This window comes from Bacillus sp. MYb78, from assembly GCF_002975115.1.
Classification (GTDB): Bacteria; Bacillota; Bacilli; order Bacillales; family Bacillaceae_G; genus Bacillus_A; species Bacillus_A cereus.
Genome location: NZ_PCOB01000029.1, coordinates 26,587 through 51,700, shown reverse-complemented (window position 1 = coordinate 51,700; position 25,114 = coordinate 26,587). Strand labels below are relative to the sequence as shown.

The following is a 25,114-nucleotide window of genomic DNA, read 5'->3' as shown; positions in this document are numbered from 1 at the left end:
CTCTTTAAATTGTGCTCTATAGTTTAAAATAATTAAAAATGATATAACGTTGTCGGAATGAAAAAAGTGGTATATAATAAATATTAACATTACTAGTAATTATTTTAGGTATTCCTAGAATAAAGGAGCGATACATATGAAAATTACTATTTATTTCGGAAGTCATGAAGATCAAGATGTTCGTACTATGGACTGTCATTTAGATGTAGAAGATACAGAAGAGATTGTTTCTGTATCATAATATAAATAGTTAGGGTAAACCCTATTCCTTACAGCGTTTAAGGCACCTTTTATAAGGTGTCTTTTTTGTTATATTTTCATCAAAAACCCTTTACTTTATAGCGTTTTAATAGTAAAATATAAATATACGAACAAACGTTCTTTTTATTTTAAACGTACATGAAGGGATGATTTTAACAATGGATCCATTAAAGCGCAGAGGAAGAAAAAAGCAAGCACCTATTATTTCAAATACAGGCTTTATCGGCTCTGTCTTTATTGATACATTGGAGTTACAAAAGAAATCCTATTATTTCGCTCGTAAAAAACTTCAAATTGTTCATCACGTACTAGATGGTCTCTCTGGAGCAACAAGTGCTTTATTTAAAGAACATAACATTTCAGCATACATGTCATGTGTGTATTTACATAAACAAAAGAAAATTGGTTTTGTTCTTTCAACGAAACCATTTGAACAAAGTGATGGCGTTGCTTATTTTGTAAATTATTTAATCGAAAAGAATTTTTATGGCGGCCATGATGAAGATGTAGAATATCAAGAAGTATTTAATACAGGTTTTATCGGTGTAGTATTCGCTGATTTATCTAGTATAGATCGCTTTAATTTCGAGTTTGAAATGGGTATGCTAACGAAATTAATGAAAGATATGATTATTCCAGTTAAAGAACTCTTTTTACGCCATAATGTACCGGCTTACATCTCCACTTCCCATTTAGAAGAACAAAACAAATTAGGTTTCGTTCTCTCTGTAAAGCCATATGACGAACGCGCTGAAGCAGATTTATATTTTGAAGCGTATTTAAAAGAACGCGGATTATTTATTGGTGATGAAGAAGATGATATTGATAAGATTGTCATTAGAAAAACCGCTGAATTACGATAAAAAAGCGCAGGATCAGCATCCTGCGCTTTTTAAGTTACGTTAAACACTATAATCTTTTGAATGAATTTCTAAATTTAACTTATTTGCTAAAATTTTATTCAAAGTAAAAAATACAATCCCCCCTGCAATGGGAAGCGTGTAGGCTGGAATGAAATTTAATAATAGTCCTGATATTGCAAGTGCTATTGGCTGCATTATTTTACCTAAGCTTAATCCAATACTAAGAACTCTTCCTCTATATTCTTCAGGAATCTCATTTTGCATGAAATACATTAAAGGAATATCAATTTGTGCTATCATAAATCCTAAAAAGAACATAATCATGCAATACGTAGTAACATATACCAAATTATTTACTACAATAGGTTTAAATAAAACAGGTATTCCTGAAACTATCATAAAAATCGCCAACATAAAACTTATTTTTTTCAATAGATAAGAATAAGAAAAACAATCAGTTATCTTTTTTACTAGTATTGCACCAACTATCATACCTATCGGGAAAGTCCCTTGAATCATACCAAATTGCTTAGAACTAAGATTAAGAACTGTGTTAATAATGTATGGCAACGGAACAGTTACAGCAAAGCCTAAAAAGAAATTAAGAGAAATTAAAATACTAAAAGTATTTTTTAAGCGTTTCCGCTCCAATAAATAAGAGTATCCCTCCTTTATATCTTCAATAAAATTAATTTCTCTAATTGAACATTCCTCATTTATGTTTTGCTCAAACAATTTAAAGTTAATAAACAATATGGAAATAGCCGAAAGGATAAATGAAATACCATTTATAATTATAAAAATTTTAATATCAAAGACTGCAAAAACAATCCCCCCTAACATAGGGCCTAGAATTAAAGATATAGAATCGATAATTTTACTTATAGAATTAATACTCATTAACCGCTCTTTAGTGACCATATTCGGTTTTACGGCCTCTAAACCTATTCCAAAAAAAGTTGTAAATACTGTCATAAGAAAGGTAGTAGTATAAATGATAAATAAGTTTAATCCATAATAGCTGCTTAATATATAAACAGTTATTAATAAGCATCCGCTTAGTAAATCCATACAAATAACCAGTTTCTTTTTATCAACCTTATCAGCAATGACACCGGCAAATGGATTCATAACAATCATTGGAATCGTTCCTAATATGAGCGAAATTGCAAAATTTAACGCAGATCCGGTTATTTGTAAAACATACAATCCTAATGCAAAACTATAAATAGAGCTACCAAATAGTGATACTGTTTTTGCAATTGAATATAAACAAATATTTCTTAGTTCTTGGTTTCTTTTTTTATTTTCTATATGTAATCGTAAACTTCCCATCACTTTTCCCCCTGCCTAACTTTGTGTTACGTACATTGTAAGTTCTTGGGTCAACCCAATAGCAATATGTACTATTTGAAAAGTTTTAAGGGAAAATAAATAAAAGATGGAGTTAACCCCATCTTTTTCCGAAAAATGAATATGTATAAATTTCTTCTCCTTGAACAAAGAAATCCTCGTACTTTCCGCCTCGTTTTAAATAATTTGAAGTACTTTCATCAATCGATTGAAACTGTAAATTTTGGATTTCTTTCGTTACTTTTGCAGATGTAAAATTCTCTCGGAGTCTAGGTGCAATTTGGCTATTTATGCTGAATTTATTAAATAAAATAAATGAACTTAATAAATAACAATTAGGTTTAAAAAGGTAATTTAATTCGCGTAATAAAAACTCCTCATGTTCAAAACTATAATTACTTGTACCTGATTGATCAATTACAATATCAGCAGAATAATTCTGAATAGGAATGTTTAGAAAGTCAGCACAGATAAATACAATATTTCTTTTCAAATTTCTTCTCTCAATTACATCTTTTAAAAGTAAAAGTTTATTCAAATCTCGATCAACAGCAATATATAAACACTCTACCGGTAGTTCTTCATAAATATTTCGTAAAAAGAACCCAATACCAGACCCTAAATCAAGTAGTATTTTTTCATTTAAATCTAATTGCATTAGTTTCTTTTTCGCCCATTCTCCTCCTCTTTGAACATTTTCCAAAAAAGCAGTATCCGTTTCATGGATATAATCTGAAATAGAATCTTCAAGTGATTTCCTCTTATACACCTCAAATAATTTTCCAGCTGTTAAAACTCCGGAAGTAATCGCGTATTCTTCACCACAATTACAAATTAATTTCCCCTCAACAATTTGATTTTTATTAATAATGCCATCTTCAAGAATTAAATTTCCGTTACACTTAACACATTTAAATAAATGAAGTACTTTTAAATCTACCCCTAAAATTGAACTCGAAATTTCAGTTTCTATAGATAAATTATTTAACGTTTTCTTTAATTTATCTTTTCGTTCCTTTAAGGTTTTTATCTCTTGTTCAATCTTTTCATATTTTACTTTAAATAAAGATTGATAAAAAATATCCTTTTCATAGTCTAAGGATTTCCCTAAATTTTTATAAAGAAACAGTTCTTTAATTTCATTCAAGCTAAACCCTATCCATTTGTACTCTAATATAAGTTCTATATCCTTTTGACAATACTCGTCAAAAAAATAGTGACTTCCTTTTTTCTCAGGAATAACGAGTCCGAGATCCATATAATGTCTAATCGTATCTACACTTACATTATTTACTTCTGCAAACTTACTGATTTTCATCCTAATCACTACCATTTATATATTTGTTTATACATACTTCTTTATTATTTTAAAAAATCCTTTCATCTCCCTATATAAAATTGTTTATATTATGAAAAAGATGTAATTAATTTTAGAGTTCCGCCACATATCCATCAAGCTAAGCTTATATAAGTTTAGCTACTCTTTTTAATCTTGAATTTTAAAAAAGAGTAGTAGGTAGTACGGTTATGTCTATATATCTAAAAAACTTAAAATTAAACTATGAGTTCATGGATAAATTAAAAACTGTGGCGTAAGTACGACAGTTTTTTTCCTTTTTCATTGGGTTGGAATATGTAAGGTTACGTACTTTAACTGTAGAGGACTAGTACTACCCGTTCATATTAATTTCATAGACGTTTAGGATATTGTTTTATGGGAAGTGTTCTTGCTATGAAATCGGGATTGTAAATATAGATGGACGTGATTCAAGTCAAAGAAAAGGCACTCCTTAGAGTGCCTTTTCTTTGACTATTTTATATGTGCGAACGCTTTCAAAATTATTGGATATAAATTGATGTACGCATTGTATTAAATGGTGCATTTATAGATGTCTTTTGGTACTCAAAAGTTCCTTGTTGGTGTCCAGAAGCATCCCATTTATAATACCAGCCAACGATTGGTCTTCCGCCAATTATAGTGGAATCAATACTTTTTACATTAGAACCATTCATTTTAGCAAATGGGTTTTGGCCATAGCCCATTTCTTTCGTTGTAATATATAAGTATTTTCCCCCGTGATTACGCGATGTGCTGAAGCTGTTCTGATTAATTGTTTCTACCCCGCCTAGCTCAGACTCTACTTGTACGACGTTTAGTGAAGTAAGTGGTGCTGCTGGTCCAGCTGAAGCTTCTGTTGCCATTCCTAATCCGACGAACGCTGTAATTGCTAACGATGAAATCCCTAGTGCTGCTTTTTTAAACATAAAAAACATCCCCTTCCATCTATTGTTTTCTCTTTCATTTTCAATATAATCCTAATAACCTTATATGTAAATAGATTGTAGCTGTATAAATATTAGTGCGAATATTCTATTATATATTTCTACAATTCTATTACTTAATATGAATGATTTACAGTGCAAAACGAAATACACACATGTCAAGTTTGTAGTGTTGACATAAAAATTGTAAACTGGCTTATGCCTCGTATTTATCATATTTTATATCCAATATTCCTAAGCTTCTGTATTCTAGAATGTTTTTACTACAACTATTCATTTTTTCTTTGCAGGAACAACTGTGATAACATCTCCTTTATCATTTAAAGTCAGAGAATGTAGAAATTATAGCTAGTTATTGATATGCTACCTACTACGTACTGGAGCGCAACCTATCTGATGGTGAATGATTCATGTGAAAAAGGAAACGCTACCAGTTCTATAGCACCTCCTTTTTATTTAATAAGTTAGACAGAAAGAATAGAAATAATGTTTTTCCTGTTTCACTATCCTTTTGTTTGTAAATGAACTGAGTTTTGAAAAACTATCCTATATAGTATGAATCGGGTATAGACATTAAATAATAGAATAGGGCACCTATTACTCCACAAGTAAAAATAGTAAATCCCATATTTCTTATGCCTTTAATTTTTGACCACAATCCAATAAATCCTGCTATTAACCCACTTAAAGAGAATAGTGAAAAGTTGGAAACGGGTGTAAGAAGAAATTCCGCATTAATCCCTGTCCCCCAACAAACAATAGGTAACACGACAAGGGTAAGACAAAGTAATCCCATTACACTTACAAGTAATTTAAGATATTTGATACCTGCAATAATTAAATAGATTCCACCTATAAATCCACATAACCAGTAAATTGGCATAAAGTAAATCCAAAGAAAATGCAAGATGATCATATGTAATTTCCTCCTATTTATTTTCGCTCATTGTAGTTCTGGTTATTTGATGTTCTGAATTCGTTGCTAATTTATTAAGTTGATTTAGCGTTTCTTCTAAATCAAACGAATTAAACCAACGGTAATCCTGTCTGTCTAGAATACGATAATGCTGACTAATTAGATTTTGTTGTAAGCGAAAGTTCCCTTTTTCTTGAATCTGCTTCCACCAGACTTTTCCTCCCAATGTTTTTTCTTTGAAGTTGTTAGTGCTATTGTGGGCCATTGTTTCGATTACTACTAATGGATCATCCCCAAGAGTATTCTGTAAAACTTCACTATCTCTAAACAATGCACAAATAGCAACAGTGTTGGTCCAACCTGCATTCGTTCTCCCTTTCTCAATTTGAACAAGCGTTTTTTTTGATATGCCGAGAACTTCAGCCATTTTATCTTGTGTATATCTTTTTTCAGTGCGTATTAACTTTATTTTCATTGAAATAAGTTCAATTGCATGCTCCTTATTCACTTTACTTCCCCCTCAAAAGTAACTAATGTGTTATTTAGTGTAATTTTAAACTTTAATCAATTCATTTTCAACTCAATCCTCCTTAAATCTTGTAAGAAATAATTGGATAAGTCATAAAAAAGGCATTCCACAGTTATCTATGAGAAGATAGCTCGACCATCGATTTCTAACCTCGATGGAGATATGTCGAGATCACATTTCATTTTAATTAAATAAAAAACCCGTAAATAATTCACGGGTTTTACTTTAATAACTAATTGCTATTGTACCTTCACCTGCATGAACCGCAAATGAAATTGGTAATGGATATAATTTGAAATCCATTTCAGGGAATGCTTGTCTAATATCTGCAATCCATTCCTCGGCTCCATCTTTATCATTAGCATGGAACATGTGAAGTACTTTTGGTAATTCTTTTTCAAGTTCATTTTTAATATATTCTCGACATTTTTGGATTTTACGAACTTTCTTTTCAAGTAAAAGCTCTCCACCTTTTACTTCTAATATTAAGTTAACACTTAATAAACTTCCAAGTAAAAATTGAATGCCCTTTACACGACCACTTGCATAAAGGCCTTTTAAACTTTTCGGGAATACGTGGAAAGGTCTTCTTTTTTCATCTACTAATGTTTTGTGTATATCTTGTAAAGTCATACCATCATTGTATAACGATTTCGCTTTTCTAATTAGTTCATCCATTGGATAACTTGTTGTTTCACTGTCTAATACCGTTAATGGAAAACCTGCCATTTCTGCAGCTAGCTTCATATTTTGATAGGTTCCACTTACTTTTCCGCTAATAGCAACTGCAAATCCTTCTTCATATTCTTCTTTGCATTTCGTAAATAACTCTACCATTTCCCCAATATTAGGTTGTGAAGTAGTGACTGTTTTACCTTCGTTTAACGCATTATAAACACGTTCACGTACACCTTCTTCACAATCTTTGTACGACATTCCATCAATAATAACTTCGATTGGGATAACAAAGTTATCTCCTTCTGTTTTAAAATTCGCAGTTGTACTATCAGTAATCCAAGCAACACGCTTCATGTTGTTCCTCCCTTAATTCAATTCCTCTTTTCTAATTTTTCTATATATTTATGTTATAAAAAGAGAATATCCCTGTAATAGTAACAGGACTTTATTGTTTTGGCTATAGTAGATGTATATTAAATGTGACTATTTCTTGTCTATTTCACAAATAAAAAAGAAAATCAAGGAATTTGCTCGATTTTCTTCTTATCATATACTATTTAAAAGTTTCATTATCTAAAATTACAACATAATCATTCGTTAATCTTCCAGCTTCTTTTGTATAACTAACAAGCCTTTGTATATTATCACAGCAAATTTTTGCTCCCCATACGAGTAACGGTACGCCAATAAAATCGATATGGAACCTTCTAGAAAACAGCCCACCGAAAGTCATTGGTAAAGGCACTGTTGGTGATGTGTTAGAAAATATAATCTTTTCATGGCTTTGATAATGTTTTTGCAAGATTTCTCCTAAATGCTTCATCGCTGGTACAACAACTTTTGATGCGCCACATCCAATCGTATATACAGGATGACCATGTTCATCGATTCCATGAAAAATAATTTTTCCCATATCTTCTGTTTTCAATTTATTAAAGTAATCTACATTCAAAATTTCTTCTTTCGTTAACTTACGATCCGTTGGTAATTTATTTAAATGATACGCTGCAGCAAGTGAAGTTGTATGAGTACCGCCGAAGTCTGTGTAAATGTATATCATATTATCATCCCTTGTTGTAAAAGTTCAATGTTAATTAGTATTACCGTTCTTAGCAATGTTAAACAAGGGGTGAATGCATTTACGTTTTTTGTGTTAATTCATTATATTTTTTCCAAATATAATAACGTCTACTAATCACAGTGCCTAATGTAATACATAAAAAGGCATTTGTTACAACCATTAATGTCTGGTGCGTACTACCAGAAAACATACTTTGTTTAATCATAATTTTTGCTCCTAAAATAACAAGAAGGATTATTGTACTTACCCAATTTCCTTTTCGGAGTACATGACCTGTTTTACTATCAAATCGAAATGTTAAAGCTCTTCCCCGTATAATCCCTAGACCTAAGCCAATTCCAAGCATTACAACAAACAGTAGTCCTTGCAGCAAAGTTATTTGTCCCATATGAATAATGGACTGGATTGTTACAAAGCACAACAAAGCCGGAATGAGCCAAATACGGTTTATTTTCACTTTTCGTTCTTTACTTTGCATCAAAACAATAATAAGAACAACAAGTAAAATATCCATTTAGAATCCTCCTATAAACTTGTTTATCTTTAAAAAATATATTCTCCTCTTTTCATTCCATACTTGAAATACGATAGCTACTTTTAAGTGTAAGTTGGAAAATGTGATTTCTCATCAGTCTTAAGCATTATTTATAAAAATAAAAAGACGTACTTTTTACTCGTACGCCTTTAATAACTCGTTTAAACTCCTATTTATCAACTAATTCCACACCTTTAGAATTAGTTTTACCCAACACTCGAATGTTAAATTTATTAATGGCTTTTAAAAAGATAATATAAATACAATATCCAATAATAGAACCTATAACATTACAGATCACATCATCAATATCAGTAATTCGTCCTACTCCACTAAATAAAGACTGAATTAATTGTAGCAATTCGATACTAACTGATATAGTAAATCCTAATAAAATAGTATTTTTGAACTTTTTATATTTATCCCATAAAATTGGTGCTAAAAATCCTAAAGGCATTAATAATAAAATATTCCCGCCTACATTTCTTACAATAAGACCAATCATAAATAGGGCATCCCCATCATAAGCACTACCAATTTGATTGATGTCTTTAATAATTGATGCAAATGGTATTATATTGACCGAGCGATTCAGATTTTCAATATTAGAAGGAAAACCGATTGGTAAAGGGAATAAAGTTACTGCAACAACCATACAAATGTAGACCACGAATAAAAAACTTATTATTTCTTTCCACCAAATCATATGTTTTTTATTTTTGGTACCAATTAATATTCCACGTACAATTAAATAACAAATAACCCCTAAAATAATAAACAAACTACCGTTGATCATATACAAATTGTTAACACATCCTTTCATATGAATTAATAATTTAAATTTACAATTATATAGTAATGTTTTTTAATTTAAAAATCCATATAAACATATGTAATTGTGCGGAATTACAAAAACCCCTTATTTAATAAATAAAGGGTTCCTCGTTAACTAAAATATTTTTCAGAACAGAAACAATCATAAACCCGTTTAAATTATTTTCGTATCTCTTCTTTTATATCCATATAATTAAAAAGCTCTTTCTATTTCTGTCATTAATTTTTCAGGTCCTGCCCCTTTATTCGATGGAATAACTAAAGTGATTCCTAATTCTGGATATATGGCCGAGCGAAAACTGACGCCTGGATCATATCCCATTACATGATATTTGAATACCTTGTTTTCTCGTGTTTCAATCCATACTCCATATCCGTAAGACTGTTTATCATTTACATGAATGTGGGGAGTTAAAAGTAACTTTGTATATTCCTTTCCTAAAATTTCATTATTAAATAGTGCCGCCCAAAATTTCAACATGTCTGGTGCAGTAACATATGCACCTCCATCAGCCCCTCCTTTTATTGGTATAGAGTAAGCGTTTGTTCTCCAATTTTGGTTGGTTTCGTCCTTTATATATCCTAGAGCTGTATGTCTTGGTAATTTATCTAACGAAAAATAGCCAGAATCATTCATGCCAATCGAATTAAAAATGTTTGTTTCTATATACTCCGTAAATTTAAGTCCCGTCTGTTCTTCTATTATTAATCCAAGTATGATAAAACCTGCGTTGTTGTAGTGAAACTTACTCCCAGGTGCAAACATCATATTACTGTTTTGGAATAATGGTAAAAAGTCTTTTAAGCTCTTTAATAGATACATAGGTGTTTGTTTCCAAAGATCCTCGAAGTTATCCATAATACTTTCATCAAAATAATCTGGTATACCAGAGCTATGCGTTAGTAGTTGATGTATTGTAATATCTTCATCGAAGTTTGGAAGTTTTATCTCTAGACAATCCTTTAATTTTGTATGAAAAGAAATAATACCTTTTTCAACAAGTTGACAAATTCCAATTGTAGTGAAAATTTTACATCCTGAGGCAATGCCGAATCTTGTTTGTATCGTATTGTTTATACATTCACTTTTGTTTGCGTAACCCATTGCTTTTTCATAGATTAAGTCTTTTTCTTTTTTTACTAAAACTACCCCAGAGAAATCTATTTTCTTTTGTATTTCTTTTACAATTTTATTAATTTCATCTTTTGTTTTTATCACGACAACCACCCTTGTCTTTCGGTATTGTTCTTTACCCTTATTAATTTTTCCATATAAAGGGGAAAGAACCCTTTTATTAAATACGATAAATTGTTAATGAGAACACAAAGTTCATTTCGAATGTATTCCGCTATTTGTGGGCAGTAGGACCCCCATCTCAAAATTCAGCGAAAGCAAAGAAGTTAAGTGGGGACCCTGCTGCCCGTAAAAGCCCGATTGGTGAGGGCTGATAATCAGTGGGGGATGCCCCCCTCATTAAAGTTTCACTTTATTGATTCAGTAGAATACAACTTAGATTGTGATGGGAATAAAGTAAACACACACAAGACGATAGTAATAAATAACATGATCAATGAACCTACAATAACTACCAGTTGTATAGAAATGAACTGAGTCGCAACACCAGATAATATTGTAATAAAGATTGTTACTAACGCAATAACAAGTCCATATATACTTCCGATCCGTCCCATTATATGAACGGGAACGTTATTTTGGTAAAACGTATAAAAGCCTGTATTTGCATATGCCATAGAGAAAGATAAAATAAAGAATCCAATAGCAGCTATTAAAAATATATTTGAAAAAGCATAAATTAAATAACCAATTGCGATGAATAATGATCCTATTCCAATTAGAAATGAAGGTGCTAATTTCTTTGACAAAATTGTATTTGTTATGGCACCTAAAATAAATCCTGCACCAGCTATACTAACTAGAAAACCATATTCACTATCTGTTAGTAGTAATACCTCTTTCGCAAACGATAGTTCAAGTGAATCAGTAGCGGTTGCTAATACGAACATACTTTGAAATAAGAAATACACACATACGACATACACATGTTTTCTACTAAAATTTATAACAGTGTTCCAATCTTTTTTTAATACTGTAAGAGATAATGTATTACTTGTTGTATCCGAAGCTTCTTTCTTATCAAGATTAGGTAAAAGTAATGTAATTAATCCTGATAAGAGAAATGCTATAGCATTCATATATATAGCAAACTCTGGTGTACCTGCAATTAATAATCCCCCCGCTACTGCTGGTCCAATTAGTGATGCACCAGATCCTATTAAACTGCGTAGTGAGTTGAAACGTTGTCTTTGCTCTACTGGAATTAATTTCGTCATATACGTCATAGCAGTTGGCTCATAAATTGCACTGGCCATACTTATAAAGAATACGAATACATAAACAATCCAAAGTGACGGAAGTAAAGGTAAAATAGCGATAAATAACGCACGATATATATCGAGGTGAATCATTAATTTCCGTTTATTTAAACGATCAATCATACTCCCAGACCAAGCGTTTGTAAATAAAGTGGCTAATGGTTTTATTACATATAAAGTAGCAACAGCTAAGGCTGAGCCACCCATATTATAGACAAGTACATTCAGTGCTATTAAGTAAATCCATGCCCCTAAATTCGCAATACCAACTCCGGACAATAGTAATAAAGGATATTTCCAATCTTTAAGTAAATTTTTCATTTTTGGCCCCCGCTTTCAAAATTGTTTTACAACAATAAAAAAATCCCACCCCCAAGATTTTTAATCTTAGGGACGAGATTTATCATCGCGGTGCCACCCTAGTTTGTTAATATGTCACCATACTAACCTTATCAGGTACTGCATTCTAATTCATGCTTATACCATAGCTCTATAACGGGAGATCCCGTCACACCATCCCCTAATAATAGGTTCCGATGTGCTGCTCAGAGGCTTGGTTCAATAAAGAATTTTTACTCCTTTTCAGCTACATGGAGCTCTCTGTGAAAAATTCATTTTATTTACTCTTCTCTTCACTGCATTTATTTTTTCCATATTATCACATGTACATTTAACTGTAAATAAAAAATAATCAGACATTTAACAACTTGTCATTTATTATTTTTTCTAAAAATTACGGCGCGTGAAATTACTCGCAACTCTAAAGAAAGAGCTATTTGCATACAGCTCCTTCCAAATGCCTGGATTAATTCGTATTCGCCTCTGTTAACGGTTGTAACGGCGGTTCTAATTCTAGTTCTAGTATATCTCCTTCTTGTAAATCTTGTCCTTTTTCAATACTTTGACTCGTTACATAACCCGTACCAGAAGTTTTCAAATCTAATTTCAAAAGTTTAGAGAAATACATAACATCACGCATGGACCACCCTTTTACATTTGGCATTTGTGCGTTATTCCCTAATAAAAATATACGATCACCTTCACTCATTACCTCGCCAGACTGTGGATATTGTTTTATTATTTTTCCTTCTCCTAAAATTACCGGCTGTAGCTTCTCTTTTTCTACACTTTTCTCTATTGTATCCATCGATTGATTTACATAATTTTGTACTTTTAATTGAGATTGTTTCGCTGCATCAGCTATTTGTTTTTCTGTATACGGTTTCACCTTTAAATATTCAAGGCTGTTTTTTATAACAGGTTTAAATATTTCAGCAAGAGGCTGAGCTCCATACTCATCTCCTTTTAACTTTGGCTGCTTAATAGCTAAGTATACGATTAACTCCGGATCATCAATTGGAGCCATTCCTAAAAAGGAGAAAATGTAATTCTCTTTCCCTTCCATATATCGGCCGTTTTCAGGATTCGGGATTTGTGCTGTTCCTGTCTTACCTCCAATTGGATAACCATCTACTTTATACATTGTACCAGTTCCTTTTGAAGATGTTATAACACGCTCCATTAAGCTTCTAACCTTGTCCGCTGTTTCTTTTTTTATCGGATTCCCAATTTCTTTCGGTTGATTTTCCATAATAACTTCTTTGTTTGTTGGATTTACAACTTTATCAACGATATATGGTTGCATCATTTTCCCGTCATTTGCTATAGCGGTAGCCGCTTGGATTAATTGAATCGGAGTTACTGTAGAACCTTGACCGAAAGAAGTTGTAACCTGTTGAATTTGCGTATTTAATAATAAAGTATTTTTCCTTTCTCCAGGTAAATCTATCCCTGTTTTTTGATTGAATCCAAATTTATTCATATATTGCTTAAATTTATTTGGTTTCAGTAACTGATCTTCTAAAATAGAAAAAGCTACGTTTGATGACCTTTCAAATCCTTCATCAAATGTAATTGATCCCCATCCAAATCCACCATTATGGTCTTTTATATCAGATGAACCAACAGAATATTTTCCAGATTGAAAATATTCTTTTCCGTTATATACACCTTCATTAATGGCAGCTGCTAGCGTAAAAACTTTCATTGTTGAACCTGGCTCGTATGCATTTGCAATCGGATCATTTAAAAAGTATTCGATATCACCTATATTAGGATTGTAACTAGGTTTACTAGACATCGCTAAAACTTTACCGGTTTTTGGATCAGCAATAATTCCAATTAACATAGAAGGATCATAATGTTCTTGCGCTTTGTTCATCGCTTCTTCTAAAAAACTATTAATTTGTTTATCAAGCGTTAAATATACGTTATTCCCATTTTTAGCTGGTTCTACTTTACCTATATCATTTGTAAGCGGAATTCCCCTTCGTGTACCCACATATTCTATATTCCCGTTTGTAGAGCGCAAATATTTATCCAAACTCTTTTCCAGTCCAAACTTTCCTTCCGTATTCCCTTTATCATCTGGTCTAGCAAAACCAAGTATATAGGATGCGAAGTCTTCATTCGGATACACTCTTGCTTTTTCCGACATAAAAGATACACCTGGTATTTTTAAATTATTAATTTTTTCTTTCGTTTCCCTAGATAAATTCCGACCAATTTTTCCAATTTCAACTTGTGTACGCCCTTCATGAAAGTTTTTTAATACTTCTTCTTTATCAATTCCAAGCGCATCGGCTAATTGTTGTGCGGTTTCATCTTTATTTTTCACTTTATCTTTTCCTTTTAAATTCACAACAACTCGATACGTTGTAGAATCTTGTACTAACACCTTTCCGCTTTGATCATAGATAGTGCCACGATTCGCTTCTAAAACACCTTTTTTATTATGTTGTTCATTCGCGAGATCCTTTACATTCACATTATGCACGACTCCTACTGCCTGAATATAGAATATACGCAAAATCATAATAAGAAACAAAACAATAAAAGCAATCATCATATATCGAGCGCCTTTATTCGTTTGGAGTTTTTGCATACTTATCTCCTCTCTTTTGGAATGGATTCGTACGAAGATCCGTTTTAAAATTTGTAGTTTTTGTTTGCGATACTATATGTTTCGAAGTTTTCTTTTTAATTCCTTTAAAACAATGCAAAACTAACTGTTGTTATTTTGTGTCATTATTTTATATATTTTAAATACGGTGCGTGAAATTTCAGAATATTAATTAGTACAACTTGATTACAGAGCACTCTAAACTCTTTTCGTATTTCCTATAAAAAAATTCCCCTCTGGATGTCCAAAGGGGAATTTTTTTAGGAAAATTATGCGATATGGTTATATTTCGCTAAGAAAGGAATTCGTCTCGCTACTAATGCATACATTTTGAATACAAGTTTCGCTATTGGTTCAAACATACGTGTACTTTGCATTACTAAAGCGCTCGTAATAAGTGTTAAGAATGCTGCACCAAGTATATCTAAAGGATAATGAACACCTACGTACATACGTGATATACCGACTAGTACTGCCCATAATAGCGCGATATATTTCAGTTTTTCTCCTCTAAGAATAAATACGAAGGCGATTGAAAATACAAGTACAGAATGATCACTAACGAATGATGAATCTGCTGCATGTGGTACTAATTGATGTACATCATGTGATACGAATGGACGCGGATGGTAATATACCGCGTGTATAAGAACATTTACTAATAATGCAATAATAACCGAAAGCGTCGTATATAAAACTGTATATTGTTTTCTAATTGCCTTTTCTTTCTTTCCATTATTAAACCATAAGATAAACATAAATAGAACGGCTACGTATGCAGCGCTATTTGTAATAGCAATCATTAACGTATCTAATAGTTTGGATGAATCAGCAAAATTATTAAACCACTGAAATACTGTGTAATTCATTAAACTCTCTCCTTACATACAAGTGTTCTTGATTTACACAGTATACAATACCATTATGAAAATAGGCTTAAACTTTTTTCATCTAATTCTCATTTTACTATTACTCATGTGACAATTATAAAACAAATTTTATACGCTATTTATGTATAAAGCCGGTAAGCCTTTATAATAAGGCGGTTCGTATTTTTTTCATATTTGAAATACATAACATGTTCATTTAAATATACTAATTGTAAAATCATATTTTTTAATTCATTTGAAGTACAATATTTCCGAATTGTTCCCCATGTTCCATACGGCTTAGTGCTCGAATTGCTTCTTCTAACGAGTAAACCTTATCAATAATTGGTTTAATTTGATATTTTTCAATAAACTTTATCATCTCATTAAATTCCTCACGGCTACCCATGGATGTTCCCATAATATCAATTTGATTATAAAATAATGCGCGTAATGGTAATTCAATTTTATCTCCTGAGCTTGCACCAAAATTCACGATTCTTCCATTTGGTTTTAATACATCAAAATATTTCAAGAAAGTTGCCGGGCCTATACTATCTATTATTAAATCTACTTTTTCACCTTGTAAGCTCTCTTCCCAATTTCCGGTACTATTAAAAGAAATATCTGCACCATATTTTTCAGCAAGTTCCCTTTTATTCTCTACCCTTGAAGTAACACTCACTTTTGCGCCGATTGCTTTCGCGAATAACATGGCAAATGTAGCTACACCACCTCCTATTCCCGGAATTAAAACATGTTCACCGCACTTCAATCTACCCTTTGTAAAAAGTGCTCTATATGCTGTTAATGCGGATAAAGATAAAACACCTGATTCTTCCCAAGTAAGATATGCCGGCTTTTCTACTACATTTTCAGCCGGTACAATTACATATTCAGCAAACGTTCCATCTTTCGGTCCACCTAGCACTTCCGGTAACTCCGGTACTTCAGTAGCATGTTCCCATCCAATACTAGGATTAATAATAACTTCTGTATGTAGTGTAATATTTGAAACTCCTTCTCCTATTTCTGTAACAATTCCTGAGCCATCTGACCCTATTACTAATGGTAGATCCATTTCTTTTCTATTGTTTATAATAAATAAATCCCTATGATTTAACCCTGCAGCTTTTAACTTTATTTTTACTTCACTTGCATTAGGACTTATCTCAGGTGAAAATTTATATTCTAACCCCTCTAATCCTTTTTCATATTGATGTACAATAGCTTTCATTGCTTAATACCCCCTTAATATTTCCAATGTACTAGAAATATCAAAATAAATAAAATAGTTTGCCTCCATTAATTAGAAATTATATATTTTGTCATGAAAAAAACAAAAAATCCTCTCCCTATAAAAAGTATAGGAAGAGGTTTCAAAACTAGTTAGATAAGAATCTATAAATTTATTGAATTCTAGCCAATTCTAATATTTTCCGAATAAATGGCGCTTTTGCCTTTGTATATGAAACACGATCAAAAGCATATGTAATAGCAAGCCTCTCTTTTAATTCTCTATATTCTTTACGTGCCCATTCATGGCTTATTAGAAAGTCACGAAATAAAATATTGTTTCTCCACTCATCACTATTATAAATATAAATATGCAAATGATGAGTACCCGCTCTCCATTTTCCCTTTCTAAAAAAACGCCAATTGGTTGCATCTTTTGGAACAAACTCATATCCAATTTCCGATAGAATTTCAATCCAGTTTTCAGTAATTTGTAAGTCTGTTACGCCAATCATCATATCAATAAGAGGTTTAGCTCCTAATCCTTCTACTGCTGTGCTTCCTATATGTTCAACAGCAATTATTTCTTGTCCTAACAAGGAACAGAATTTCTCTTTTTCTTTTATATACTCTTCAACCCAGTCTTTTTGATATGCTTTAATAACAATTTGTTGATCCATTGTATTCACCTCTTTATAAGTGTTTATCATTATATTTATAAAATTTTATATTATTAGCATAGGATTTCCATAAAATATGTCGAATAGTGGAATGTACAACATAATTATATTAAATGTGAGGTAATCTATGAAAGATAATTCCGTGGAAATTCAGTTAAATAACGTAACATTCCAATTAAAAGAATATCATAATTTTGATTGGCTTATTAAATTAGGAACCGTATTTGCAGTTTTTGACCAGCAAGACTCAGGTAATATAAGTTTTGGTGTAGAAAAAGATGAGCATAAGAAATTTATCAAATACGCAGGAGCACAAACAATTGCATTTGAAGGAACAACGGGTCACGCTATTAAAAGGCTAAAAAATTCAGTTACTATCTATGAAGATTTAAAACATGAATCGCTCATAAGACTAATTGATCATTTTCCAGCTCAATCTGGATATGTATTAATTTTCGATTGGTTTGATGGTGAATGTCTTCATTCGCATTGGAGTTTCCCACCTCCTGAGAAATATAAAAATCCAAACTCTCCATTTTATAAATTTAGACATTTATCTGCTATAGAACGAATTCATTCCTTACATTCCCTTTTTTCTTTCCATACTTATGTAGAAAAGAAAAACTATGTAGCAATAGATTTTTATGACGGTAGTATTTTATATAATTTTAATACAAACGAAACAAAAATTTGTGATATAGATTTATACAGTAAGAAACCTTACATAAATAAAATGGGCCGGCTATGGGGTTCCTCCCGTTTTATGTCACCAGAGGAATTTGAACTAAACGCAACAATTGATGAAAGAACAAATGTATTTAATATGGGAGCAATGGCTTTCTCACTTTTAGGCGGTGAAAAAGATCGTTCTTTTATAAAATGGGAAGCAAGTAAGGAATTATATGAGGTAGCGTATCGTGCTGTAAATAAAGATCGCGCAGAACGGTATGCATCAGTTACAGAATTCTACGAAGCGTGGTTAAAAGCAGCTAACGCAGAAAAGATATAACCCTAAATTATTAAAAGAAATATAGAGTTTATACTATACTTGTTTTGTTTTCTTTGCTATTGCAAACTTCAAAAAAGCTGCAAGTAGGAGGAGGAGCGGTATTCCCTGAATAAAGAGACATCCTCCAAAAAAATCAAGCGTAGTGCTATATGGAGAGTCTGTTGCCATCACACCTATAAATAAAGCCATTGGACTTGTGAGTAGATTTATCCCTAAACAGATCATTATCAATGATAGATTTTTAGCCTTAATTTTTGATGAACCGGACAAGAAAAATAAAAATATCGCAGTACCAAATATAAGAAACAGTGTTACATAAAAACTTACCATAATATCCCTCCATGAATCTAATTGTACCATTAGAAAGGACAAATTTGAATAAATAGGATATTTATGTAAGTCAGATATAGTGTCTCTTTATCAGTGGCAAGAAAAAAGTGGATCCCTACTCTCTCACAAGGAATCCACTCTTTCTATTTCTACAACTCTATTTATATACGTTCCTCTTTTTGTCCTTATGAGAACTGCCATCACTAGATCATTAACATAATTATCTTTAGCGGAAGTTAAAGGTTTTTATTTTCTTGCTCAATTAAAGCACCTGTTAGTTAAAGATTATGGATAATTAATTTGAAAGTTTTTTATCTAAATACACCTTTTCTTTTGGAAAGCCAATCTTCTAAGGCATCTTCGTGTAGTTTTGTGAATAATTTTGGTATTTGGTCTATTGGGAAGTATTTTAAATCCAAAGTCTCAATACCATCTACAGTAAGTTCTCCACCAATTGGCTTACATTGAAAACAATGAGTGATAGTCTGAGCTTTATCTCCGTTCGGAAACTCACCAGAATATTTAGAATAGACACCTATAAGATGTTCAACTTCAACATTTAATCCTGTCTCCTCAAATATTTCTCGTTTAGCGGTTTCTTCAAGAGATTCTCCAAGTTCCATAGCACCACCTGGAAGACCCCATTCATTTCTATCTCCCCGTTTTTGTAAAAGAATTTCATTTCGTTCGTTATAAACAATACCTCCAGCAAAATTAAGAAATATTAAATCATGTCCTACTTTTCCCCGGATATAACGAATGTAGTCCTTATTTGTAGTCATAAATTCCCTCCTAATTTATATATAAAATACAAATTAATTATATATAAAGATAGAAGAAAATAGTAACAAAAATGATAATATTCCTTATTCTCATAAGGGATTTGCCCTTTACTTTTTATCAATCTATGCGTTTATTAACCATTTCTATTCTAATACCTTCATTTCCTAAATCCCCTTTCAAAATAAAGAGAACACCATTTCTTAAAACAATTTTATCGCAGTTCTAAAAATTGGTGTCCTCTAGTTTTCTAGCCGGACTATATTCTATTTTCAAGCCCATTTCTATCTCCCCATGAATAAAACTCAACGTTCTGTTTATACTACAACTACATCTAGAGACACATCACTGTTTAGAGCGGCTAGGTTTTGTTAGCTGCTCTTTTGTGTTTTACACAAATAAAATCAATAACTCAGCATATAATATCTATGTAGCTAGACTATTACCTCTGTATCGAGCAGTTAGGCTGGGCTAAATGCTCTTTTATTTATGACAAAATAAAACTTTTAAACAGAATTACTTTCATATAACATTTTCAATCTCGCTTACACTATAACTGTAACTTTAAGTTACACATCTATTACTTATAGGGCCTAATTTTCTTTTGTGTAACAATTGGTTAGCTCATAAAGTTAACCAATTTGTTGCGTTAAATATTTTTTATTTCTCAATACTTAATACCTGGAATTAATTCTAATTTATTGGTATTAAACTATTGACATTGATTTTCCTCATATGCAATTTTTGAAAAGGCCTTTTCTCTCATATCAGGCTCTTTTATTTATTAAAAAAAGATTATTTTATATAGATTACTATAAGCATCCATAAAGCCAAAGCACCAATGATAGCGAGTACTATACGTGTTGATAGTATCCTTACTTCAAAGTCTGTTTTCTTGGAGGGTTCAGGATATGCAATTATGTAAATTCCCTTTAATAATGCAAGCCATGCAATAACCGTTAGGAATCCCTGCCAGTTGAATCCCCATACATTATGTAGAATTACAGTACCTAATCCTAGGAAAATTGATAGAAAACCATACATAATACCAAACCCTCTGTCTTCAACCACTAATTTTTTTAAGTCACGTAGCACCGATGGACGGACGAAAAGTATTCCCGATACGATAACCGTCATCCATCCCCAGAACAGCCCTGAAAAAGTACTAGTTTCCATTATTATTTCACTCCCCTCAATTATATTTATATTTCAGATATTCCTTCCTTTAGAACAATTCCAGCACTTTTCACATTTATAATAACTAACTATCCCCATCTTACCAGTTTTAAAATCTTCATTGTCATGACTATTAATAAGTTTATATCAATGTATACATTTAGGTTCTTTTAATTTATCCAACCAATTTCCTAACATAAATTAATTCCTTTCCTCTCGAAGATATTCTTTCTATTCCCAACCTCTTAAGGAAACATTGGAAAATATCTCCAATTATTGTAACGTGGTGGCTTGTTTTTCTTTAAACAAAAGAATTATTTTGTTTAAAAATTCATTCTAATTTATAACCACTATATTTTTCTTATATTTTCCATTAAAATTTAATAGAAATATTTTGATAACAAAGGAGCAACCTATGAAGCATAATATAAATCTACGGTCTTTTATTTTTTCATTCGTTTGCATTGCTTTTTTTTCTTTTATATCTTGAAGTATGCACACCTGAAATGAATGCGTCGTTTATAAATATCGTTTATTTTCACCCTTTATTTTTTGTACTCATTTTTTCAATAGGAACTTTTTTTGCTGGTATTAAAGGATTCTCTAAAGCAGGTAATTGGATAGCAATGCTTAGAAGCATAGTAACAGTTCTGCTAACATTGTTATTATCATTGTTTTTAACACTAACTTTAATCGTTGGTTATGCATTAAGTTAAACGTAATTCTTCACGAATAAAACTAAATATTACGTCAATACTATATATGACATTAGATTTTCTCCTTGTTCCCCCTTGGAGATGAGCAGTTAGCTTTTGCTAACTGCTCTTATTTTCTACAATTGGTTTCATTTACCTGATGTATTTAACGTAATATTAAGTTACGATATAAACGAATAAAATATATTTGGCAGTTATACCATTACCCTAGGAAACTAGGGTTTTGATTTCTATAAAATGAAATTTTTATTGTAATTACTCACCCATAGTTTTATATTTTTCAAACATTTCATTCTTCCGGAGAGTATTTACTAGCTGCCTTATCGTTAATTCCGTTCTTCCTACTGCTAAAGCAATTCCCTTCACCTTTCCGAATCCATAATACTTACATATGTAGGCTAATTCTTTCGTTGTATGCGGCTTCTTATGATTCGGATCGTAATCAGGATGATACTTCATTCGGCCCTGCGCATCATATTGAACTTCCACCCTGATCACATTCCTTTCAAATGAAGTTTTTATTAAGCTACTTGATAAGCTTTACAAACCCATGATTCATCTTCGTCTGCATCATCCGCAAAGAATATTTCTACCTTCAATTTGAAATCATTCTCCATTACGGCCGTCGCCTCAAATACTCTGCTTATATGGTCAAATTGCTTGATATCCTCGTCCTCAACCATTCCGAATTCTTCTCGGAGACTATCGTAGAATTTTTCTACTGCACTTTCTAAATCATACTGACTTTTATATGTTTGTTCGTGAATTAACTGGACCTCCATTTTCATTCTCCTTTTCTAATAAAATAGCGTTTTTGTTTAGTTTCACTCTAAAAGTAAAATTTTCATTTTTTCATTCAACCAAGTTCATAACATATTCTTTTCCCCCGATAAAATAATGATTAGGTGTCCCATGCGCATTTTATTCATTGGAAATAATACCTTTCACGTACTTACGTATTAGAAACTTCATTTCTGCTTCTTCTCCACTAGCAATTTTGTTCACTTTTTTGATACATTTATGAAACATTCACATGTTATCTTCAATATGTTCTATTCTTTTTGAAAAACCATGTGAGAATACCAAAATAAGAAGCCCTAGAGCCTTAACTCTAGGGCTTCTTGTTTTCAAATAAGGATTTTGCTAAAAAACTACACATTTATTAAGAACATGCATAAAATATAATGTGGTATTCTTTTTCAATATTAATGTTTATCCGAGAGCGCCTTGAATGGCGCTCTTTAATTTCCAAATAACATTTTTAGATAATTACGAGAGCGGATTTTATTATGTTGTACAAGCACTACTTTACTTTATTAAATAGACTATATAGATATCTAAAAGAAGGGAGCTTTAAATTCATATGGCTGATTACTTTTATAAAGATGGTAAAAAATATTATAAAAACCAATCACATTCCAACAATCAAAAAAATAACTGTTTTATTGAAACTCATACGATAGCTGGTTCTGCAGAAAATGCAAATGGAAATATACCTGTGTCAGTTTTCCTTGAAACCACCGCTCCACAAACTGTATTTGAGGATTTTACAAACAATCATAATAAAACATTAATTCAGTTATTCGTTGTCGGTATGAGTGCACCCGTTCAAGTAACTATTCTAACAAGAAGATCTAGCGTACCAATTACTACTACATTACAACCTGTTCAAACAAAAATATTTCAAGTTGAAGATTTTCAAAGTGTTACTCTTACAAAGCAGGAAGGTTCTACTAGTGTAGTTAGTTTATTTGTTCAAAAAACATTTTGTATATGCTGTAACGATAATAACGATTCATGTGATGAATATTACCACGAATGTAATTGATATATTAAATCACCAGAAAAACCCTTTATATAAAGGGTTCTTTTCCTTTTACTCCCCTCATTTTCCCGTTTTTTATTATGTTTCCTAACTTACAGTAATGTCCTTAAAAAAAATTTCATATATATTTATCAAACGCACTTTAAAATCCCAGAGTTTCAAATAATTTCAAAAGTCGACTGACCAACAATATTCGACTTATCTTTAAAAACTTATTAAAAATAACTTAGATACAAAAAGGCTACGTTTTATATAAGATAAAAAATTATCTTACGCAAAGGAGCTTGATTATTTGTGAATTACCAAAATGATAACAACTCTAACATTCACAAACCTTGTTCTTGTCCATCTCCCACGGCTAACAGTTTAAATGTTGTTCAAACTACCCCATCAATAGTTTCTGTAAACTCTGCGATTCCACTAGATACCGTGGTAAATTCTAATGGTACGGCAATCTCATTCACACCACCAACAACTGTTTTACTTGAAGGTGGAAGAACCTATTTGGCAATCTATGAAGTGCAAGTTATTATTCAAACAGGAGGTAATTCGGCAGGTATAACTATGTATCTGAATAATAATCCAATCATTGGCTCAGGTACTTCTCTAGGATATACTGCAGGATTCACTTCTGTATCAGCACCCGCAATTTTCACTACACCTCCAGGTATAACAAGTACTCTTACTGTTAATGTAGGACCATATTCTAATACATTGAATACGTTGGGCTTAACTCTTGCTGTTGTAGCATTAACATAATAAAATGTAAAACTCTCTAAAATGATTTTATTTGTCCCTTAACTGTCTATTGGGCTAGCCTCTAAGAACTCCCCATAACTACATATAGAAAAAGTACATTATTTGGTTCGATAGTACTAGGTGACTCGGCTAGCACAATTGTTGAGTCACCTATTTTTTTATAATAAAATAACGCTTTTAATTTTATTTCCATGAATACAGCAAAAAAAGAGGCCCTATGGCTCTTTTTTTATTCCTTAATAACAATCTAAATATGATAAAATATATCCATCACTCATATGTCCAAATATGTAATTTTCATAGCACCAAAATTACAACTAGACTTATATATAAATAAAAAAAGCACTCATTATGAGTGCTTTTTAAAGGTTATAACCTATCCATTTTTATCCTAACGATGTATTAATTAAATACCATGCTTGTTTTACTTTGACAGATTGATAAGCAACATAACCTACTACATTTGGGTTACCAGGGCCATTATATAAAGGTTGTTTAGATTCTATTTCTAGTTGAGCAGCATTTGAATTTAATCTATCTTTAAGAAAAAGTGCATCTCCATTATAGCCAACCCATTTTTCTCCTAAAGATGTATCAATTAAATACCATGCTTGTTCTACTGTAACAGTTTGCCAGGCAACATAACCTACTACATTTGGATTACCAGGACCATTATATAAAGGTTGTTTAGATTCTATTTCTAGTTGAGCAGCATTTGAATTTAATCTATCTTTAAGAAAAAGTGCATCTCCATTATAGCCAACCCATTTTTCTCCTAAAGATGTATCAATTAAATACCATGCTTGTTCTACTGTAACAGTTTGCCAGGCAACATAACCTACTACATTTGGATTACCAGGACCATTATATAAAGGTTGTTTAGATCCAACATAATTCAATAATTGAGATCCGCCGCTTGTATAAAGATCCGCTTTATGATTTCCGTAAGCCATAACTTTTGAAGAATTGATAGACATAAATGCGAATGCTAGTACAAAAAACACTACAAAAACCTTTTTCATTTTCTTTCCCCCTTGCATTATTT

The 25,114-nt window shown here is 31.6% G+C and carries 25 protein-coding genes, 1 pseudogene and 1 other annotated feature; of the genes and pseudogenes, 5 read left to right on the top strand and 21 right to left on the bottom strand.

What is annotated here, in order from left to right; all coding sequences use genetic code 11:
• The first annotated feature begins 419 nt into the window (after positions 1-419).
• Positions 420-1,124, top strand: a complete 705-nt coding sequence (locus tag CQ064_RS30145) for a hypothetical protein (protein ID WP_000371371.1) — start codon at positions 420-422, stop codon at positions 1,122-1,124.
• Between the two features lie 39 nt (positions 1,125-1,163).
• Here CQ064_RS30145 and CQ064_RS30140 read toward each other — a convergent pair whose 3' ends face one another.
• The 15 genes from CQ064_RS30140 to CQ064_RS30070 all read right to left on the bottom strand — a co-directional run bounded on the left by CQ064_RS30140 (position 1,164) and on the right by CQ064_RS30070 (position 17,474).
• Positions 1,164-2,459 carry an MFS transporter gene (locus tag CQ064_RS30140; RefSeq protein WP_000535169.1) on the bottom strand — a complete coding sequence of 432 codons (1,296 nt, stop codon included), beginning with the start codon at positions 2,457-2,459 and terminating at the stop codon, positions 1,164-1,166.
• A gap of 112 nt (positions 2,460-2,571) precedes the next feature.
• The gene (locus CQ064_RS30135; RefSeq protein ID WP_000703283.1) at positions 2,572-3,795 is read right to left on the bottom strand and encodes a MerR family transcriptional regulator; all 1,224 of its coding nucleotides are present in this window, start codon (positions 3,793-3,795) and stop codon (positions 2,572-2,574) included.
• A gap of 521 nt (positions 3,796-4,316) precedes the next feature.
• A complete protein-coding gene (locus tag CQ064_RS30130) occupies positions 4,317-4,742 on the bottom strand; it encodes a DUF4879 domain-containing protein (protein WP_000472916.1) in 426 nt (141 codons plus the stop codon).
• Positions 4,743-5,301: 559 nt separating this feature from the next.
• Entirely contained in the window at positions 5,302-5,676 is a 375-nt protein-coding gene (locus tag CQ064_RS30125; RefSeq protein ID WP_000584709.1) for a hypothetical protein, read from the bottom strand.
• A 13-nt stretch (positions 5,677-5,689) separates the two neighbouring features.
• Positions 5,690-6,184, bottom strand: a complete 495-nt coding sequence (locus CQ064_RS30120) for a helix-turn-helix transcriptional regulator (RefSeq protein WP_001031006.1) — start codon at positions 6,182-6,184, stop codon at positions 5,690-5,692.
• Between the two features lie 246 nt (positions 6,185-6,430).
• Positions 6,431-7,237 carry a DegV family protein gene (locus CQ064_RS30115; protein WP_000831923.1) on the bottom strand — a complete coding sequence of 269 codons (807 nt, stop codon included), beginning with the start codon at positions 7,235-7,237 and terminating at the stop codon, positions 6,431-6,433.
• A gap of 199 nt (positions 7,238-7,436) precedes the next feature.
• Entirely contained in the window at positions 7,437-7,943 is a 507-nt protein-coding gene (locus CQ064_RS30110; protein ID WP_000639421.1) for a DUF3189 family protein, read from the bottom strand.
• 79 nt (positions 7,944-8,022) lie between these two features.
• Entirely contained in the window at positions 8,023-8,478 is a 456-nt protein-coding gene (locus tag CQ064_RS30105) for a CcdC protein domain-containing protein (protein WP_000353711.1), read from the bottom strand.
• Between the two features lie 190 nt (positions 8,479-8,668).
• Complete coding sequence (locus tag CQ064_RS30100; protein WP_000281839.1) at positions 8,669-9,301, bottom strand: VanZ family protein; 633 nt, start codon at positions 9,299-9,301, stop codon at positions 8,669-8,671.
• A gap of 225 nt (positions 9,302-9,526) precedes the next feature.
• A complete protein-coding gene (locus CQ064_RS30095) occupies positions 9,527-10,552 on the bottom strand; it encodes a serine hydrolase domain-containing protein (RefSeq protein ID WP_000598058.1) in 1,026 nt (341 codons plus the stop codon).
• A 263-nt stretch (positions 10,553-10,815) separates the two neighbouring features.
• Positions 10,816-12,048, bottom strand: coding sequence for an MFS transporter (locus CQ064_RS30090; protein ID WP_000793346.1), 1,233 nt, complete (start codon positions 12,046-12,048; stop codon positions 10,816-10,818).
• A gap of 65 nt (positions 12,049-12,113) precedes the next feature.
• Positions 12,114-12,372, bottom strand: a binding site (T-box leader).
• Between the two features lie 160 nt (positions 12,373-12,532).
• Positions 12,533-14,671: a penicillin-binding protein gene (locus CQ064_RS30085; RefSeq protein WP_001170941.1), complete on the bottom strand. Its 2,139-nt coding sequence runs from the start codon at positions 14,669-14,671 to the stop codon at positions 12,533-12,535.
• 287 nt (positions 14,672-14,958) lie between these two features.
• The gene (locus tag CQ064_RS30080) at positions 14,959-15,558 is read right to left on the bottom strand and encodes an undecaprenyl-diphosphatase (RefSeq protein ID WP_001110124.1); all 600 of its coding nucleotides are present in this window, start codon (positions 15,556-15,558) and stop codon (positions 14,959-14,961) included.
• A gap of 247 nt (positions 15,559-15,805) precedes the next feature.
• Positions 15,806-16,795 (bottom strand): zinc-binding dehydrogenase, encoded by a 990-nt coding sequence (locus CQ064_RS30075; protein ID WP_000644517.1) that lies wholly within the window; start codon positions 16,793-16,795, stop codon positions 15,806-15,808.
• 172 nt (positions 16,796-16,967) lie between these two features.
• Positions 16,968-17,474 carry a GrpB family protein gene (locus CQ064_RS30070; protein ID WP_000372677.1) on the bottom strand — a complete coding sequence of 169 codons (507 nt, stop codon included), beginning with the start codon at positions 17,472-17,474 and terminating at the stop codon, positions 16,968-16,970.
• A gap of 127 nt (positions 17,475-17,601) precedes the next feature.
• On the opposite strand from CQ064_RS30070, the gene CQ064_RS30065 reads away from it, so the two are divergent.
• On the top strand, positions 17,602-18,483 hold the full coding sequence (locus CQ064_RS30065; RefSeq protein WP_000654530.1) for a protein kinase domain-containing protein: 882 nt from the start codon (positions 17,602-17,604) through the stop codon (positions 18,481-18,483).
• Between the two features lie 33 nt (positions 18,484-18,516).
• Here the strand turns inward: CQ064_RS30065 and CQ064_RS30060 are convergent, their stop codons facing one another.
• The 3 genes from CQ064_RS30060 to CQ064_RS30050 all read right to left on the bottom strand — a co-directional run bounded on the left by CQ064_RS30060 (position 18,517) and on the right by CQ064_RS30050 (position 20,769).
• Complete coding sequence (locus CQ064_RS30060; protein ID WP_000253417.1) at positions 18,517-18,813, bottom strand: hypothetical protein; 297 nt, start codon at positions 18,811-18,813, stop codon at positions 18,517-18,519.
• A gap of 311 nt (positions 18,814-19,124) precedes the next feature.
• Complete coding sequence (locus CQ064_RS30055) at positions 19,125-19,595, bottom strand: NUDIX hydrolase (RefSeq protein ID WP_000210489.1); 471 nt, start codon at positions 19,593-19,595, stop codon at positions 19,125-19,127.
• A 793-nt stretch (positions 19,596-20,388) separates the two neighbouring features.
• Positions 20,389-20,769, bottom strand: a complete 381-nt coding sequence (locus tag CQ064_RS30050) for a hypothetical protein (protein WP_000450251.1) — start codon at positions 20,767-20,769, stop codon at positions 20,389-20,391.
• Between the two features lie 415 nt (positions 20,770-21,184).
• On the opposite strand from CQ064_RS30050, the pseudogene CQ064_RS34355 reads away from it, so the two are divergent.
• Positions 21,185-21,485 (top strand): annotated as a pseudogene (locus CQ064_RS34355) (hypothetical protein).
• Positions 21,486-21,740: 255 nt separating this feature from the next.
• On the opposite strand, the gene CQ064_RS30040 reads toward CQ064_RS34355, so the two are convergent.
• A complete protein-coding gene (locus tag CQ064_RS30040; RefSeq protein WP_000453746.1) occupies positions 21,741-21,974 on the bottom strand; it encodes a hypothetical protein in 234 nt (77 codons plus the stop codon).
• Positions 21,975-22,006: 32 nt separating this feature from the next.
• The gene (locus tag CQ064_RS30035) at positions 22,007-22,267 is read right to left on the bottom strand and encodes a hypothetical protein (RefSeq protein WP_000453678.1); all 261 of its coding nucleotides are present in this window, start codon (positions 22,265-22,267) and stop codon (positions 22,007-22,009) included.
• A gap of 581 nt (positions 22,268-22,848) precedes the next feature.
• On the opposite strand from CQ064_RS30035, the gene CQ064_RS30030 reads away from it, so the two are divergent.
• Complete coding sequence (locus CQ064_RS30030) at positions 22,849-23,313, top strand: hypothetical protein (protein WP_000796391.1); 465 nt, start codon at positions 22,849-22,851, stop codon at positions 23,311-23,313.
• 291 nt (positions 23,314-23,604) lie between these two features.
• Positions 23,605-24,069 carry a hypothetical protein gene (locus CQ064_RS30025; protein ID WP_001109244.1) on the top strand — a complete coding sequence of 155 codons (465 nt, stop codon included), beginning with the start codon at positions 23,605-23,607 and terminating at the stop codon, positions 24,067-24,069.
• 386 nt (positions 24,070-24,455) lie between these two features.
• On the opposite strand, the gene CQ064_RS34240 is transcribed toward CQ064_RS30025, so the two are convergent.
• Positions 24,456-25,073, bottom strand: coding sequence for a hypothetical protein (locus tag CQ064_RS34240; protein WP_258166713.1), 618 nt, complete (start codon positions 25,071-25,073; stop codon positions 24,456-24,458).
• Positions 25,074-25,114 lie beyond the last annotated feature (41 nt).

Excerpts from the sequence above, each read along its gene's own strand:
- CQ064_RS30055 (WP_000210489.1), bottom strand. The coding sequence starts at position 19,595 with ATGACTACAAATAAGGACTACATTCGTTATATCCGGGGAAAAGTAGGA.
- CQ064_RS30085 (WP_001170941.1), bottom strand. The coding sequence starts at position 14,671 with ATGCAAAAACTCCAAACGAATAAAGGCGCTCGATATATGATGATTGCT.
- CQ064_RS30115 (WP_000831923.1), bottom strand. The coding sequence starts at position 7,237 with ATGAAGCGTGTTGCTTGGATTACTGATAGTACAACTGCGAATTTTAAA.
- CQ064_RS30050 (WP_000450251.1), bottom strand. The coding sequence starts at position 20,769 with ATGGAAACTAGTACTTTTTCAGGGCTGTTCTGGGGATGGATGACGGTT.
- CQ064_RS30105 (WP_000353711.1), bottom strand. The coding sequence starts at position 8,478 with ATGGATATTTTACTTGTTGTTCTTATTATTGTTTTGATGCAAAGTAAA.
- CQ064_RS30125 (WP_000584709.1), bottom strand. The coding sequence starts at position 5,676 with ATGATCATCTTGCATTTTCTTTGGATTTACTTTATGCCAATTTACTGG.
- CQ064_RS30060 (WP_000253417.1), bottom strand. The coding sequence starts at position 18,813 with ATGGTAAGTTTTTATGTAACACTGTTTCTTATATTTGGTACTGCGATA.
- CQ064_RS30110 (WP_000639421.1), bottom strand. The coding sequence starts at position 7,943 with ATGATATACATTTACACAGACTTCGGCGGTACTCATACAACTTCACTT.
- CQ064_RS30130 (WP_000472916.1), bottom strand. The coding sequence starts at position 4,742 with ATGTTTAAAAAAGCAGCACTAGGGATTTCATCGTTAGCAATTACAGCG.
- CQ064_RS30035 (WP_000453678.1), bottom strand. The coding sequence starts at position 22,267 with ATGGAGGTCCAGTTAATTCACGAACAAACATATAAAAGTCAGTATGAT.
- CQ064_RS30145 (WP_000371371.1), top strand. The coding sequence starts at position 420 with ATGGATCCATTAAAGCGCAGAGGAAGAAAAAAGCAAGCACCTATTATT.
- CQ064_RS30065 (WP_000654530.1), top strand. The coding sequence starts at position 17,602 with ATGAAAGATAATTCCGTGGAAATTCAGTTAAATAACGTAACATTCCAA.
- CQ064_RS30030 (WP_000796391.1), top strand. The coding sequence starts at position 22,849 with ATGGCTGATTACTTTTATAAAGATGGTAAAAAATATTATAAAAACCAA.
- CQ064_RS30090 (WP_000793346.1), bottom strand. The coding sequence starts at position 12,048 with ATGAAAAATTTACTTAAAGATTGGAAATATCCTTTATTACTATTGTCC.
- CQ064_RS30070 (WP_000372677.1), bottom strand. The coding sequence starts at position 17,474 with ATGGATCAACAAATTGTTATTAAAGCATATCAAAAAGACTGGGTTGAA.
- CQ064_RS30075 (WP_000644517.1), bottom strand. The coding sequence starts at position 16,795 with ATGAAAGCTATTGTACATCAATATGAAAAAGGATTAGAGGGGTTAGAA.
- CQ064_RS30140 (WP_000535169.1), bottom strand. The coding sequence starts at position 2,459 with ATGGGAAGTTTACGATTACATATAGAAAATAAAAAAAGAAACCAAGAA.
- CQ064_RS30080 (WP_001110124.1), bottom strand. The coding sequence starts at position 15,558 with ATGAATTACACAGTATTTCAGTGGTTTAATAATTTTGCTGATTCATCC.
- CQ064_RS30135 (WP_000703283.1), bottom strand. The coding sequence starts at position 3,795 with ATGAAAATCAGTAAGTTTGCAGAAGTAAATAATGTAAGTGTAGATACG.